Source organism: Microlunatus soli, from assembly GCF_900105385.1.
Lineage (GTDB): Bacteria > Actinomycetota > Actinomycetes > Propionibacteriales > Propionibacteriaceae > Microlunatus > Microlunatus soli.
Genome location: NZ_LT629772.1, coordinates 2,429,962 through 2,444,812, shown reverse-complemented (window position 1 = coordinate 2,444,812; position 14,851 = coordinate 2,429,962). Strand labels below are relative to the sequence as shown.

At 67.8% G+C, this 14,851-nt stretch carries 14 protein-coding genes, 1 tRNA gene, 1 other RNA gene and 1 pseudogene; 7 read left to right on the top strand and 10 right to left on the bottom strand.

Features of this window, described 5'->3' with window-relative positions:
- The first annotated feature begins 1 nt into the window (after window position 1).
- From BLU38_RS11305 to BLU38_RS11295, 3 genes are all read left to right on the top strand, one after another.
- Window positions 2-1,555, top strand: coding sequence for an N-acyl-D-amino-acid deacylase family protein (locus BLU38_RS11305; protein ID WP_091524556.1), 1,554 nt, complete (start codon window positions 2-4; stop codon window positions 1,553-1,555).
- A 219-nt stretch (window positions 1,556-1,774) separates the two neighbouring features.
- Window positions 1,775-2,182: a MarR family winged helix-turn-helix transcriptional regulator gene (locus tag BLU38_RS11300; protein ID WP_091524552.1), complete on the top strand. Its 408-nt coding sequence runs from the start codon at window positions 1,775-1,777 to the stop codon at window positions 2,180-2,182.
- Window positions 2,183-2,215: 33 nt separating this feature from the next.
- The gene (locus tag BLU38_RS11295; RefSeq protein ID WP_091524548.1) at window positions 2,216-3,742 is read left to right on the top strand and encodes a potassium/proton antiporter; all 1,527 of its coding nucleotides are present in this window, start codon (window positions 2,216-2,218) and stop codon (window positions 3,740-3,742) included.
- A gap of 23 nt (window positions 3,743-3,765) precedes the next feature.
- Here BLU38_RS11295 and BLU38_RS11290 read toward each other — a convergent pair whose 3' ends face one another.
- Together BLU38_RS11290 and BLU38_RS11285 are read right to left on the bottom strand one after the other, a co-directional pair.
- Window positions 3,766-4,287: a LytR C-terminal domain-containing protein gene (locus BLU38_RS11290; protein ID WP_091524545.1), complete on the bottom strand. Its 522-nt coding sequence runs from the start codon at window positions 4,285-4,287 to the stop codon at window positions 3,766-3,768.
- Between the two features lie 115 nt (window positions 4,288-4,402).
- Complete coding sequence (locus tag BLU38_RS11285; RefSeq protein WP_091524541.1) at window positions 4,403-4,699, bottom strand: type II toxin-antitoxin system VapB family antitoxin; 297 nt, start codon at window positions 4,697-4,699, stop codon at window positions 4,403-4,405.
- A gap of 163 nt (window positions 4,700-4,862) precedes the next feature.
- Between BLU38_RS11285 and BLU38_RS11280 the strand changes: the two genes are divergently transcribed.
- Window positions 4,863-6,581 carry an alkaline phosphatase D family protein gene (locus tag BLU38_RS11280; protein WP_091524538.1) on the top strand — a complete coding sequence of 573 codons (1,719 nt, stop codon included), beginning with the start codon at window positions 4,863-4,865 and terminating at the stop codon, window positions 6,579-6,581.
- A gap of 87 nt (window positions 6,582-6,668) precedes the next feature.
- On the opposite strand, the gene BLU38_RS11275 is transcribed toward BLU38_RS11280, so the two are convergent.
- The 7 genes from BLU38_RS11275 to BLU38_RS11260 all read right to left on the bottom strand — a co-directional run bounded on the left by BLU38_RS11275 (window position 6,669) and on the right by BLU38_RS11260 (window position 10,415).
- Window positions 6,669-6,899 (bottom strand): hypothetical protein, encoded by a 231-nt coding sequence (locus tag BLU38_RS11275; RefSeq protein WP_091524535.1) that lies wholly within the window; start codon window positions 6,897-6,899, stop codon window positions 6,669-6,671.
- A gap of 85 nt (window positions 6,900-6,984) precedes the next feature.
- Window positions 6,985-7,206, bottom strand: a complete 222-nt coding sequence (locus BLU38_RS30860; RefSeq protein ID WP_157683387.1) for a hypothetical protein — start codon at window positions 7,204-7,206, stop codon at window positions 6,985-6,987.
- Window positions 7,207-7,617: 411 nt separating this feature from the next.
- Window positions 7,618-7,752, bottom strand: coding sequence for a hypothetical protein (locus BLU38_RS32035; RefSeq protein ID WP_269458172.1), 135 nt, complete (start codon window positions 7,750-7,752; stop codon window positions 7,618-7,620).
- Between the two features lie 811 nt (window positions 7,753-8,563).
- A complete protein-coding gene (locus tag BLU38_RS30855) occupies window positions 8,564-8,707 on the bottom strand; it encodes a hypothetical protein (RefSeq protein ID WP_157683386.1) in 144 nt (47 codons plus the stop codon).
- 375 nt (window positions 8,708-9,082) lie between these two features.
- Window positions 9,083-9,167 (bottom strand) — tRNA-Ser (locus BLU38_RS11270).
- Window positions 9,168-9,213: 46 nt separating this feature from the next.
- Window positions 9,214-9,756, bottom strand: a complete 543-nt coding sequence (locus tag BLU38_RS11265; protein ID WP_091524532.1) for a DUF1707 SHOCT-like domain-containing protein — start codon at window positions 9,754-9,756, stop codon at window positions 9,214-9,216.
- A gap of 119 nt (window positions 9,757-9,875) precedes the next feature.
- On the bottom strand, window positions 9,876-10,415 hold the full coding sequence (locus BLU38_RS11260) for a DUF1707 SHOCT-like domain-containing protein (protein ID WP_157683385.1): 540 nt from the start codon (window positions 10,413-10,415) through the stop codon (window positions 9,876-9,878).
- Between the two features lie 336 nt (window positions 10,416-10,751).
- On the opposite strand from BLU38_RS11260, the gene ffs reads away from it, so the two are divergent.
- Window positions 10,752-10,848: signal recognition particle sRNA small type (gene ffs, locus BLU38_RS11250), an RNA gene on the top strand.
- Between the two features lie 21 nt (window positions 10,849-10,869).
- On the opposite strand, the gene BLU38_RS11245 is transcribed toward ffs, so the two are convergent.
- On the bottom strand, window positions 10,870-11,490 hold the full coding sequence (locus BLU38_RS11245) for an HAD family hydrolase (protein ID WP_091524522.1): 621 nt from the start codon (window positions 11,488-11,490) through the stop codon (window positions 10,870-10,872).
- Window positions 11,491-11,615: 125 nt separating this feature from the next.
- Between BLU38_RS11245 and BLU38_RS11240 the strand changes: the two are divergent.
- Together BLU38_RS11240 and BLU38_RS11235 are read left to right on the top strand one after the other, a co-directional pair.
- Window positions 11,616-13,847: pseudogene (locus BLU38_RS11240) on the top strand (DNA polymerase III subunit gamma and tau); the annotation flags it as partial.
- 515 nt (window positions 13,848-14,362) lie between these two features.
- Entirely contained in the window at window positions 14,363-14,815 is a 453-nt protein-coding gene (locus BLU38_RS11235; RefSeq protein ID WP_407939673.1) for a YbaB/EbfC family nucleoid-associated protein, read from the top strand.
- Window positions 14,816-14,851 lie beyond the last annotated feature (36 nt).

Genomic DNA, 14,851 nt, shown 5'->3' with positions numbered 1-14,851 from the left:
CATGACCGTCAAGATCACCGGCGGCACCGTCGTCGACCCCTACGACGGCAGTTACCCCGCCGAGCTCATGCTGGATGGTGACCGGATCGCCGCGATCGGCACCGACCTGCCAGCAGCCGATCAGACCATCGACGCCACCGGCCGGATGATCATGCCGGGGGCGATCGACGCCCACTCGCACGCCGACGCTCGGGTCTTCGACGACGACGTCCAGCTCGGACTGCTGCGGTCCGGAGTGACCAGCGTGATCGCCGGCCAGGACGGCATCTCCTTCGCTCCGGGCGACGGCCGCTACGCCACGGACTACTTCGGCGCGCTCAACGGCCGCCATCCGAGCTATCGCGGTGGCGGGGTCGGAGCGCTGCTGGATGGCTGGGACGGACGCACCCGACTCAATGTCGGCTATCTGGTGCCGGCCGGGACCGTCCGCTACGAGGTGCTCGGACGCGAGGCCCGACGGCCGACCCCGTTCGAACTGGAGGCGATGGTGGGCATGGTCGCCGACGGGATGGCAGCCGGCGCCCTCGGCCTGTCCACCGGGCTGGACTACGTCCCCGGCGTCTTTGCCGACGCGGCCGAGCTCGCCGCCCTCTGCGGACCGGTCGCCGCCGCGTCCGGCATCTACGTCTCGCACATCCGGGGTTACGAGGAGAACGCCGGTGTCGGCGTCGACGAACTGATCGAGATCTGCCGGCGCAGCGGCGTCCGGGGGCACGCCTCACACTTCCACGCCCGACCCGAGCTGATCGGCGAGCTGATCGAACGCGCCAGGCGCGCCGGGGTCGATTTCTCCTGGGACGCCTACCCCTATTTCCGCGGCTTCACCCTGCTCAGCATGGTGTTGCTGCCCTCGGAGTTGATCATGCTCGGCAATGCCGAGGCGGCCCACCGACTGCAGGACGAGGCGGTGCGCAGCGAGCTGGCCGCCGGCTTCGCGGCCCGCGTCGAGGAACACGAGAATCTCGGCATCGGCTGGGAACACCGGATCCGGATCGCCTCGGCCGGGACCGGGAGTGATCGGGACCTCGAGGGCCTCACTCTGGCCGAGGCAGGTACCCGGCGTGGGCTGGATCCGCTGCAGGTCGGCTACCGGCTGCTGGCCGGATCTGGTCTGACCACGACCACGGTGATGGAAATCCCGCAACCGCGGACCGACGATCACCTGGCCCGGCAGTTCACCCTGTCGGGCGCCTGTTCGGGATCGGACGGCATCTTCTTCGGCGGCGCGCCGCACCCGCGCGGCTTCGGCTGCGTAGCCAGGATGTACGGCCGCTTCGGCCGCGAGCGCGGCGACTTCGACTGGCCGCAGTTGACCCGGATCACCTCCGGCACGGCGGCCGAGGCGTTCGGGTTGTCCGGCCGGGGCCGGGTGGTGGCCGGAGCCGTCGCCGATCTCGTGCTGCTCGATCCGACCACGGTCGCCGACCGCGCCGACTACGCCAACCCGCGCGAACTGTCGGTCGGCATTGATCAGGTCCTGGTCCGTGGCCGACTGGTCCTGGACGGCGGCGAACTCACAGCCGACCTGGCCGGCGGTTCCGTCCGCCGCGGTTGAGCCCGGCCGGATTGAGTCCGGTGGGCGATCTTGAGCCGCTGCCGGGTCCAGTCGCGATCCTGCACAAGGCCCGGTTGTCGACGCGAACTACTTCGAGTTGAAATCGTTTCACTCTGGATCATCGAGACTCGCATGATGACGCTGCTCGTGCTGCCGATAGAATAATCAGGCGGCCCGGACGCCAGGGGCGTGACTCTGCCGTCAGGGAAGGTGCACAGAATGATCATGAAGACCGATCGTGATGTCTGCCTGATGGTCGCCGAGTTGGCCAAGCGGATCGATGATCATCTCCGATCACATCTGCAGGGGTTGGGCCTGACCGCCAGCCAGGCGATGGCGCTGCGTGAACTGGCGACGCCGTTGACGATGCGTGAGCTGGCTCACCGAATGGCCTGTGAGGCATCCAACGTCACCTTCGTGGTGGACAAGCTGGAAGCCGGGGGACTGGTCGAGCGAATACCGCATCCCGACGATCGGCGGGCCAAGCGGGTGTGTCTCACAGCGGCCGGGAAGACGACCCGTTCGCGGTTGATGCGTCAGCTGACCAAGGACTCGCCCCTCGATCCGCTCGATGCCGCCGAGCGTCTGCTGCTGCAGGACCTGCTGGTGAAGGCCGTTCGCACCTGATCACAAGCCCGACCGCCGAGAGGGGGAAGCCCGATGATCGATCTCGACGCCGTACTGCTGATCGGTGCGATCGTGCTCATCGCCGCGATCTTCGCCGCTCGGGTCGGAGCGAAGTTCGGACTTCCCGCGCTGTTGCTGTTCCTCGGCATCGGCATGGTGCTCGGCGACTCGGTGATCGGGATCCATTTCGACAACGCCGAGGTGGCACAGGCGATCGGCTTCGGCGCCTTGGTCTTGATCTTGGCCGAGGGCGGTCTGACCACCAAGTGGGGCAACATCAAGTCCTCCACCGGAGTGGCGGTCACGCTGGCCACCGGCGGTGTCGCGGTCAGTGTCGCCACGGTCGGTCTGTTCGGCTATCTGGTGCTCGGGCTCGACCCCTGGGTGGCGATCCTGCTCGGTGCCGTGACGTCGCCGACCGATGCTGCGGCGGTCTTCGCCGTCCTGCGGCGGGTGCCGTTGCCGCACAAGATCCGCGGCATGTTGGAGGCCGAGTCGGGACTGAACGACGCCCCGACCGTCCTGGTCGTCACCCTGGCCAGCGCGGCTGCCGCCGGCAACCCGACGCACGGCGGCGTACCGGTGATGCTGCTGCTGATCATCGTCGAGTTGCTCGGCGGGCTGGCAATCGGTGCTGCCCTCGGCTGGATCGGCATCCAGATCCTGCGCCGGATCAACCTGCCGTCATCCGGCCTGTACGCCCTGGCGGCGCTCGGCTGGACGGTGCTGGCCTTTGCCGTGGCCGGGCAGGTGCACACCAGTGGCTTCGCCGCTGTCTACGTCTGCGGACTGCTGATCGGCAACGCCAAACTCCCGTTCCGGATGGCGACCCGGTCGTTCGTCGAGGGCATCGGATGGATCGCACAGATCGGTCTGTTCGTGATGCTCGGATTGTTGTCCTCGCCGCACCGGATCGACCTGTCCGACGTCGGGATCGCCCTCGCCGCCGGCTTCTTCCTGACCCTGATCGCCCGCCCGCTGTCGGTGTTCCTGTCGACGGTCTGGTTCAAGATCGGCTGGCGGGATCAGATCTTCCTGTCCTGGGCCGGGTTGCGCGGCGCGGTCCCGATCGTGCTCTGTACGATCCCGCTGGCCACCGGAGTACCGGACGCGACCAAGCTCTTCGACGTGGTGTTGATCTTCGTCATCGTGTTCACCGTGCTGCAGGGGCCGACGCTGCCCTGGGTGGCGTCGCGGTTGGGACTGACCGACCGGGCCCAGGCGACCGACGTCGAGGTCGAGGTCGCCCCGTTGGAGCGGGTCTCGGCCGATCTGCTGCAGGTCAAGATCCCGGCAGGGTCGAAGTTGAGTGGGGTCGAGATCGGTGAACTCCGGCTCGGCAAGAACGCCGCCGTGTCGTTGATCATCCGCGGTGACGTGTCGATGGTACCGGCGCAGCGGGAGCGGCTCCGGGTGGGTGACGAGATCTTGATCGTGACGCCCAGCCATCTGAGGGAACAGACCGAGCGTCGCCTCCGGGCGATCGGCCGCGGTGGCCGACTCGCGGCCTGGCGGACGACCGACCGTGACGGGACCGAGGACCTCGACGAGAAGGGCTGATCCGCTCCCGCGGAGATCGAAGGTCAGCTCTCGGCTGCGGGGCTGGCCGACGCGGGGAGGCAGACCGTGCTGGTCTTGACCGGATAGCTGGACTTGGCCTTGGAGTTGAAACCGCCGTACTTGTTGCCGACAAAGACGTCCACGGTGTGATCATCACGGCCGTCGGCCTTCACCGTCGCACCCTTGAAGAAGCTCTTGACCAGCAACACCTCGGGATTCTTCGCGGCGTTGCCGACGATCACGGTCTTGCTGATCTCGTCGTTGCTGTTGGCCGGGTCGAGCGCGTTGAAGTCCTTGGCCCGCAGCTGTCGGGTGACGTCCCCGGCCAGCCCCTTCTTGTCGCCGCCGTTGAAGACTTTGACCGTCACCTGACTGGACTTCAACGCCTTGTCGGTGACCTTGGTCTGCACGCACGGCGGTGGCGGTGTCTTCTTCGGCGGCGCCACGATGTTGTTCCAGCCCCACCAGGCCCCGAAGGCGAGAATCCCCAGCAAGATCAACAGCGTCAGCGGAGTACGGATGATGCGGAACACGCGTCCGACCATTCGCCTCCCCCTTTCGGTCCTGTGCTGGGCCCCGACGAGCCACAAGCAACGTTGATTGTCCTACATCGATGGAGCAGACGAGGTGATTGTGCGGCCTCGTCGGGTGGATCGAGACCTATTCGTTGAGCTGGAGCACCCGGGCATGCATCGTCTGCCGCTGCTGCAACGCGGCGCGGAGCGCCCGATGCAGGCCGTCCTCCAGATACAGATCGCCCCGCCAGGCGACGACGTGAGCGAACAGGTCACCGTAGAACGTCGAATCCTCCTCCAGGAGTGCTTCCAGATCCAGCGTCCGCTTGGTCGTCACCAGCTGGTCGAGGCGTACCTGGTGCGGTGCGATGGCCGCCCACTGCTTCTGGACGTAGCCGTGGTCCGGGTAAGGACGGATGTCCCCGACGCGCTTGAAAATCACGCCGTCACTTTAGTCAGTGACCCGGTCGCACTCGAACACGACATCGTTACGATCTGGCTGAGCGCTGAGAATGATCGTCGGCGGCAGAACCGTCGGCTGACGGTAACCGGAGTGCAACTGCCCCAACTCTCAGTTGTCGCTCAGGGTCGAAACGGTCGACCGTATGACCCCTTCGCCGCACTTCTCCGCCGGTTCCGGCCTGCCTGTTCATCCCGCTCCGACACCTCAACCGCGTCCGTCCCGGCGGGCCGTGCTCCGGGCCGGTCTGGTCACGACCTCGGCCGCCGCCCTCGGCACGTTGCCGGTGGCCACCGCCAACGCGGCACCGCAACTCCCGGCCGATCCCTTCACCCTCGGTGTCGCCTCCGGTGATCCGGACAGCCGCAGCGTCATCCTGTGGACCCGGTTGGCGATCGATCCGCTGGCCGACGACGGCCGTGGCGGTATGCCGAACCGCTCCTACCCGCTCAGTTGGCAGATCGCCGACGACGAGCGGTTCCGTCGAGTGGTCCGCTCCGGTCAGGCTGTCGCCCGACCGGATTACGGACACGCGGTCCACGTCACGGCCGACGGGCTGCGTCCTGGCCGGGAGTACTACTTCCGATTCCGGCAGGGCCGGTATCTGTCACCGGTCGCACGGACGGTGACGGCGCCGGCGGCCGACGAGTCGCCGGCGGCGCTGGCGATGTCCTTCGTGTCCTGCTCGCAGTACGAGCACGGCTGGTTCACCGGCTATCGGCGGTTGGCCGAAGATCAACCCGACCTGATCCTGCACCTCGGCGACTACCAGTACGAGTACAAGGCGAACAGCTACGTCGCGCCGACCGGGAACGTCCGTGATCATGCCGGACCGGAGACGGTCGATCTGGCCGGCTATCGGCAGCGGCACGCGCAGTACAAGACCGACCCCGATCTGCAGGCGGCGCACAGTGCGGCGCCGTTCGTCGTCGTTTTCGATGATCACGAGGTGGACAACAACTGGGCTGCCGATATTCCCGAGCATGCCGAGGACGCGCCCGGTTTCATCGATCGGCGGGCGGCGGCCTTCCGTGCCTATTACGAGAACATGCCGCTGCGGCCGACCTCGATCCCGCAGGGGGCGGCGATCCAGATCTATCGGCGTCTGCAGTGGGGCAAGCTGGCGAACTTCCACCTGCTCGACACCCGGCAGTTCCGTGATGATCAAGGCTGCGGCGACGGATATGATCATGATTGCCCCGAGGCTGTCGATCCGAATCGGTCGATCACCGGCGCGGAACAGGAAAGATGGCTGGTCGACGGATTCCGCCGGTCGACGGCGACCTGGGACGTGATCGGCCAGCAGGTGTTCTTCGCCCAGCGGGACAACGATCAGGGCCCGTTGAAGACGGTGTCGATGGATGCCTGGGACGGCTACGCGGCGTCCCGGGACCGGATCACCAAGGCCTGGGTCGACGCCAAGGTCCGCAATCCGGTGGTGCTGACCGGTGACGTCCATGCGCACTGGGCCTCGGACCTGAAGCTCGACTACGACGATCCGGACTCGCCGACGGTTGGGTCGGAGCTGGTGTGTTCGTCGATCACCTCGGGTGGTGACGGCGCTGATTCGGCGTCCGGGGCGCATCCCTGGCTGGCCTGGAATCCGCATCTGCGTTTCCAGAACAATCTGCGCGGTTACGTCCGGACCAAGATCACCGCGGAACGGATGGACGCCGACTTCCGCTGCGTGGCCAAGGTGTCGGTTCCCGACCAACCGGTCTTCACCAGAGCGTCGTTCGCTGTGTTCGACGGCCGGCCCGGTCTGCAACAGACCCAGGACAATCCGCCGGTAGCGCCGCTCGGCAAGCGACCCGCCACGGAGGTCACCCGGGATACGGTGGACTGGGAGACCAAGCGGCCGTGAAAGCCGTCAGCCCGTCCTTGATCACCTTTTGATGATCAAGGACGGGCTGCCCGGTTATCGGTCGTCGCGGTCCGCCCGCGGTCACGGTCAGACGCGTTCATGGTCGCGCTGCCGCTCGGCGATCGGATGGCGACGGGTCTGCCGCTCCATCCGTCGGATGTCCCGACGGATCTTCTTCAGTTCGCGTCGTTCGAAGCGGGCGAGGGCTTGCGCCTCACGCACTCCGCGCATGATCTCGTACAACTCGATCTGCAGATGGTTGGGCCGGCTGTACTCGGTGCGCGGCTCGGGCTGGATGCTGTACATCTGGAAGCTCATGATCAACTCCTCCTCTCAGCTGTTCGGTAACGGTCGGCGGGCAAATCGGGCAGGGTGGGGGATTCGGGCAATCACGCTGTACGCCTCAGAGGCAGCCACCGGGTCCGGTGTCGGCGTCCTGCGCGGGCACGTTCGCCGCGACGACGCTCCCGAAGTGCTTCTTGCAGGGCATACCGGCGGGCGGCGTGCAGGCTTCGGTCGTGATCGGATATTCGGAGCGCGTCGTAGAGCGCGTCAGATTCCAGCAACATGTGAATTCCTTCTCGGGCAGGGATGTGGGCCCGTCGCGTACGCGATCGGACAGCATGGCTCGACGCCGTGGTGGCAGCGAGCCGGTGAGTGAGCCGTTGGATGGCGTCGGTGCACTGGCGGGCAGCGGAGCAGCCCGGGCAGGCTTGGTGAGCGGGTCAGGCAGCCGGCGACGAGAGCCGGCCCGGCGTCAACAGGCGGGCTGCGAGTAGCCGCAGGAGACGCCCACCGCAACGTCGCCGGCAGCGGCGATCGGATCGGCATCGATGAAGTTGATCATGGGGGCACCTCCTTGGTGATTCATTCGTCGGACTTCCTTCGCCGGGCACCAGTCATGACGATCCGGTGATCATGGCGTGAGCATCACGCTATCGGGTCCAGTACCGGCACCGCAATCGGTTTATTCCCGCGATCCTCACCTCGCACCGCGAAGGCCGGTGCGAGGTGAGGACCAGGAGCCGGGGTGAGGTCAGGAGGCGGCCGCGATCGTGACCGCGACCTTCCACTGTTCGTGGTCCTGCTGGCTGACGGAGTCGTTCTCATGATCATCTTCTGCCGGCCGGTTCCAGCTCAGCAGCGAGACCACCGGCGGGAAGGTGGCCATCGAGTATCCGTAGACGAGAGTGAGGCGGCGGGATCGGCCTCGTGGCTGCGGCCGACGACCTGCTGGTCGCCGACGGCGGCGCCGAGGATCCGGGTTCGGTTGCAGCATGGAAGTGCATTCCTTCGGTACGTGAGTGTGAATTCGGGCAGCGGTCAGCGCCACGTTCGGACGCCAGGTGGCGACGAACACGGTGACGATGCGGCAGTGCCGACAGAGGGCGTGTCGGTCTGCGGTGACGAGAGGACGGACTGATCCCGCGCGGGCCCGGACGGGGCTCACTCAGCGGGCGGGCTGAGGTGGCGGCTCAATGGTTGCTGGTGCGGCGGCCTGCGACGACCATGGTGTGCGCTCCTCGATCTGGACGATCGTGCTGCACCCGACACTAGGACCGGGCGCAGGCCGGCGGCAACGCATTATCGGTGGCGGACCGCCGCTCCCGCCGCCCTCCGGAGGAGGAGCAGGGACGGTCCCGGGGGGTGAGGGACCGTCCCCTCCCTCAGGGGGATTCCTCGCGAGTCACCAAGGCGCACGGGCCAGAGGCCTGTCGGGGTTGCGCCGACTCGCAGGACCGCGTCGCAAAAAACGCGGCCTCCGGGAGCCTAGGGCACGCGACCAGGCTGGATCGCCGCCGTAGCGGAATCCTGACTGTTTGTGAGGCGATGTTGGGAAAATCCACACACCGCGCGTGGCGCAGCACACGTTGCGGCGAGCCCGCGGGACGAGAACGACGACGGCCGGCCGACTCGTGGCGAGTCGACCGGCCGGTCTGGCAGCCGACCTGGCGAGGCCAGGTCCACCGCGGTGTGGGTGATCAGCGAGCGGAACGCCGCCCCTGACGCCGACGCCGACGGTTCTCCCCGGCTGCGCGGATGTCACGGAAGTTGCGAGCGGCGCGATGGCTCAGGGCGCGGTCGTCCCGGGCGCCGTCGAACATTTGCAGGTACGGATTGATCATGATGTTCCTCGGTCGAGCGGGGCCCGTTGTGTGCGGCCCCGACAAGCATTTCTGGGCAGCCTGATCAGCCAGCGTTCTGCTGGTCGAATCAGGAGGGTCGCCACGTTGCGCAATCCGATCGCCGCAGCGATCGGGCGGTTGGGCCGGACCGAACCGGGCCGGTGCCGACAGGATCGAGCACGAGTGCCGGTCGATGGTGTCGCCACCGATCGACCTTCGCGTCGCCCTGCCGGGCCGACACTGATGACAACGATCTCGACGGTCGGGATATTCCGCCGACGGGAACGTTGTGCGATGCCGATGCACCGGTCACGACAAATGCCCCCGGACGTCTGACCTCGGAGGAGGTCAGCTGACCGAGGGCATTGTCAGCCGCGGAGGATAGGGGATTCGAACCCCTGAGGGCTTGCACCCAACCCGCTTTCCAAGCGAGCGCCATAGGCCACTAGGCGAATCCTCCAAGAGCAGGAGGGTACAGGGTGGGCCCATGATGCGCGAATCGTGGGTCAGCGTTGCCAGTGCGCCCGATGACCGAGATGCCGCATCCGGTGCCGCTGGTGTCGCTCGATCGCCTGCTGGCGACGGTGCTTGTGCAGACCGCCGGACATCGCCATCGGGATGAACATCAGCCACCACAGCTGCCAGCTGACGGTCGCGCAGACCACGACGGCGCCGACCCACATCAGCGCGACCATCAGATTCCAACCGGCCGTCTGCTGAGCTCGCGCGCAGCCGGCGGCCTGGTGGTCGGAGATCGGGCGATCCTGGTACGCGCCGGGTTGCGCGAGTCGATCCTCGGAGGACGCAGCGGGCGTGAACGGCTGGGCAGCCGACTCCGGGTGCGGTGCGGGCAGATCGACGAACAGGCCGTCGAGGTCGGACTGGTAGTGGGCGGTCAGGGCTTGCTCCAGTCGGTCGTCGAACTCGGCCGCGTCGAGACGGCCACTAGCCATGTGCTCGCGTAGGCACTCGGTCGCCCGGTCGCGTTCGGCATCACCGATCCGTTGCCGGACGGTGGTCATCGGGTCGTTCTCCTGGATCGCAGCCACCCATTCAGTATCGGGCCGCCGAGGGCGAACGCGCCATGGCAATTGTCACCGGGCGACCCCGGGTTCGACGGGTCAGGGTTGGGCCAGGGTCGGCACCCGCGGTCGGGCGGTGATCGGGGTCAGCCCAGCGGACCCCAGGGCCCGTTGGGGTCCTGGTAGCGCCGTCGCTCCTGCTCCAGGCGGCGCCGCTCGGCGTCCTGTTGCTGCTTGGCGTCCCGCTCGAGTTTGGCGCGCGCGGCATTGTCCTGGCTCTTCCGGCGATGCCACATCACGGTCAGCATGATGGCGAGGAAGATCAACAGGCCGGCGCGGCCGTGCAGGAAGACCATGCCGGCAATGGCGATCGGCCAGATCGCCACCGACAGCACGTCCATCATGTTGCGCGTCTTGTCCGACAGCAGGCCGGGGATGGTGGTCGATGCCGGCGGCTTGGCCTGTGGCACCGGTGCGACAGCACCGCGTGGGGTCGGAGCCGGCAGGTCGAAGAACAGCCGGTCCAGATCGGACTGCCACTTGGCGCTCAGTGCCGCGGTGATCCGATCGTCGAACTCGGCCGGGTCCAGACGACCCTGTGCGTGATGTTCTCGGAGGAATTCGGCAGCTTGATCCCGTTCGGCGTCCCCGATCCGCTGAGGTGGCATCGGCTGCGACTGACTCACACATCGATTATTCCTCGCGTTGGGGGCGCCTTCACCTGGTTCACAGAAGCGACCGAGCTGAGCAGCTCCTCAGCTGGTCGATCCGGTCCGTCGAGGCGTCAGCTGCCGTGCGGAGCATCCGGCGGCTCGATCGCGCGCGGCGTCCCCGATCCGCTGCGGCGGCTGTGCCGGCATGGACATGCGAACCAGTATGGCGCTGAGCGTGCCATCGACACCGAATGTGAGCTGATGGCTGCCGATCCGGTCGGCTGACAGCCACCAGCTCACATTCGGTGGCCAAGTGTGCGGTGTCGGTGGCCGGATGGTCTGGCGTCGGTTGATCGCGTACACTCGGGTGTCGGTCCCCCGCGTGGCGATATCTTGCCCAACTCCCCCAGGGTCGGAAGGCAGCAAGGGTAAGCGAGCTCTTTCGGGTACGCGGGGGGCTTTTTCATGTCCGGGGACATGAGGGACGTCAGACCTGGACGCCGTGCAGGCTCAGAATGCGGTCCAGCTCCCCTCGTCCGGCCGACTGGCTGAACAGCTCCGCGCGCAGCCCTGCCATCCGTGCTCCGTCGACGTTGGCCGCAGAGTCATCGATGAACAGCGCCTGCTCGGCCGCGATGCCGAGCTCCTCGAGAACCGCCGCGAAGAACGCCGGATCCGGTTTGGCCAGCCCCAACTCGGCCGAGTAGAACTGCCGGTCGAAGACATCGGCGTACTCCGGCATCGCCCGCATGTGGGAGATCCGGACGTCTTGTTGGTTGGTAGCCAGCGCGCAGTTGATTCCGGCCGCCCGCAGATCGCTGATCCTCGCGATCAGCTGCGGGTCGACCTCCAGCGTCCGCCAGGAGTTCAGGACTGCTTGCGGATCGACGTCGAGTCGTCGCTGCTGGAGGACCTCGGTGACGACGGCGGTGAAGTCGCCGCCGGTGATGGCCCGGGCCCGTTCGGCGGCGAAGATCTCGGCCAACGTCGCTTCCGGGTCGGTATCCGATCGGCCATCGGTCAGCTGGTCGAGCAGCGAGGACTTCCAGCCTACGGGCATCCGCTGCAGTACGCCGTCGGCATCGAACAGCATCCAGGTGATGGTCATGGAGTCATCACATCATCGAGCCGTCGGTTCTGTCGCAGCCACCTACTAGGGTGACGACCGTGGTTGATCAGGGAGGCGCCGACGTGACCGGCATGGACGGTGTGACCGGCTCGGATGGTGTTGGCATGACCGGTGCCGATGATGCACTGTTCGAGGCTCCGGCCGTGGCGCCGCCGCTTGCGCTCTATCGGCGCTACCGCCCCGACACCTTCGCCGAAGTGATCGGGCAGGAGCACGTCACCGAGCCGCTGCAGCGGGCGTTGGTCAACAACAAGGTCAATCACGCCTATCTGTTCTCCGGCCCGCGGGGCTGCGGCAAGACCACGTCGGCGCGCATCCTGGCGCGTGCGCTGAACTGCGAGCAGGCTCCGGTCGCCGAGCCGTGCGGTGAGTGCGCTTCGTGTCGTGACCTGGCCACCGGCGGGCCGGGAAGCATCGACGTGATCGAGATCGACGCGGCCAGCCACGGCGGCGTCGACGATGCGCGTGACCTGCGGGAGCGGGCGTTCTTCGCACCGGTCAGCAGCCGCTACAAGATCTACATCGTCGACGAGGCCCACATGGTCACCACGGCCGGCTTCAATGCGCTGCTGAAGCTGGTCGAGGAGCCGCCGCCGCACGTCAAGTTCATCTTCGCCACCACCGAGCCGGACAAGGTGATCGGGACGATCCGGTCCCGGACCCACCACTATCCGTTCCGGTTGGTGCCGCCGCGGGTGCTCAGCGATTATCTCGGCACGCTGTGCACCGCCGAGGGCATCCAGGTGGAGAACGGGGTGCTGCCGCTGGTGGTCAGGGCCGGCGCCGGTTCGGTCCGTGACTCACTGTCGGTCCTTGATCAACTTCTCGGAGCGGCCGCGGAGCAGGGTGTCTCCTACAGCCAGGCCGCGGCGCTGTTGGGCTATACGCCGGATTCCTTGCTGGACGAGATGTTGGACGCCTTCGCCGCCGGTGACGCAGGGGGCGTCTTCCGTTGTGTGGACAAGGTGATCGAGGTCGGTCAGGACCCGCGGCGGTTCGCCGAGGACCTGTTGCGCCGACTGCGTGATCTGGTGATCGTGGCTGCGGTGCCGGATGCGTTGACCTCCGGGCTGGTGGACGTGGCCGACGATCAGGCCGAGCGGTTCAGTTCGCAGGCGGCCGCGCTCGGAGCCGGGGAGTTGACCCGGGCCGGCGAGGTGTTGGCCGCCGGTCTGACCGAGATGCGCGGGACAACCGCGCCACGGCTGCACCTGGAACTGATGTGTGCCCGGGTGCTGCTGCCCGGGACCGATCTCGACGACCGTGGCGTGCATGCTCGGCTGGACCGCCTCGAGCGGCGGATCGGGATGACCAGCACCGGCGCCGCGCAGGACCAGCCGGTGGCGGCGACGGGACCCGGTCCGGGCAACCCGGCCGCAGGACCGTCCGTATCGCCGGCCGCCCAGCCGAGCGGCGACGCCGGCTCCGCGCCGCCGCAGAACACCGTCGATCCGGTCGGCGACCGACCGCCCTCGGTGCCGAGCGTTGCCCCGGAGTCGAGTGTTGCCCCGGAGCAGAACGTTGCCCCGGAGCAGAATGTGGCCCCGGCAGCCGATCGGTCGGCTGCGGCCCAACAGAGCCACGGTGTCGACGATTGGCCGACCCCGACGATGCCGGGGAGTCGGCCGCAGGCCCAGCAAGCAGATCGATCGCCCGCGCCGGAGTCTGAACCGACCGGGGCATCGCAGCCGCCGACGGCTGCGACCGATCCGGTCCCGGCACAGCCACCTGCGCCAGCACAGGCCGGACAGGGACAGGCTGGACCGGGAGGACCCGGGCAGGGATCCAACCTCTCCATCACCGATCTGCGACGGCTCTGGCCGGAGATCCTGGAAGAGGTCAAGAACCGGCGGCGGTTCACCTGGATCCTGCTGAGTCAGAACGCCCATGTCGCCGACCTCACCAACGGCACCCTCGTGCTGGCGATGCCGAATGCCGGCGCCCGGGAGAATTTCGCTCGCGGCGGTAGCGAGGACATCCTTCGCGATGCCCTGATCTCGGTGCTCGGCGCTCAGCTGAAGATCGAGACGATGATCGATCCGAGCGCCGGTTCTGGCGGCGGACGGGGCGGACGGCCGAACTCGAACCCATCGGATTCTCGCCCCTCCGCGCACTCGTCGGATACCGGCCCGTCGGACTCGAACTTCGGCTCGTCGGGTTCCGGGACCGCACCTGCGGGTCCGCCCGACACGCCGCCTTTTAGCGCAGGGCCCTCCGGCGCGGGCCCATCAAATCCAGCGCCATCGAATTCAGCCCGACCGAGTTCAGCGCCGTCCTCCGCGGGGCCGTCGGGATCGGCACCCGGCGGGCAGCCGCCCTTCGGCCGCGAATCGTCCGGACCTGCCGGTGCCGTACCGGTCGACCCGTGGGCACCCGTCGACTCGCCCGCGGGGACCGGGGCCGGATCGGCCGGTCAGCAGCACGATGGCGGCGGTCCGGGGAATCGGCCGCCGGATCCGGAGCGGCTGGCAGCTTTCGAGCGCCCCGGAGAATCCGGGCGATCCGGCGAGGCCGCGAATGCTGGGTGGTCCGGGAATGCTGGGCCCGGGCCGGGCGCCATCGACGATGCGCCGCCGTGGCGGGTCAGCCCGTCCTCGGCGGACGGGTCCGGAGGATCGGGTGGCGCCGAGGACTGGGACGCCCGTGATGCACTGGCCGACCGCAACGACGACACTCTGGATGAGGCCGCTGAGTCGCACACCGAACTGCTCCAACGCCGACTCGGCGCCGAGATCATCGCGGAGGAGGAGACGGGCGCATAGGCTGGGGTGTCCGTACGTGGAGCAGCTCTCGCAGCGAGAGCGTTCCGCGCTTCAGTCCATTCGCAACGCTCAGCCAGGAGTTCCGCGTCATGTCCGAACCGAACTCGCCCAACCCGAACTCGCCCAACCCAGATCCGGGTACACCCTCCGATCCGGCGTCCCCGGCTGATCCGCGGGGGAGCAGCGGCATTCCCGGCCTCGGAGATCTGGAGGGCCTCGGCGGGATGGGCGGCGCGCCCGGCGGCATGGACCTGGGCGGCATGCTGGCGCAGGCCCAGGCGATGCAGCAGCAGTTGATGCAGGCGCAGGAAGAACTGGCCGCCACCACGTTCGAGGGCCGGTCGGGTGGTGACCTGGTGATCGCCAAGGTGTCCGGCGCCGGTGAGCTGCTCGATCTGACGATCAAGCCCGAAGCTGCCGACCCCGACGACACCGAGACGCTCGCCGATCTGGTGCTGGCCGCGGTCCGGGCAGCAACCGAGGAGCAGCAGCAGGCCGCTGCGGCCAAGCTCGGCCCGATGGCCGGCGGTCTGGGTCTGTGACCTGCTCGGCCGATGACGATCGACTGCCGCAGCGCG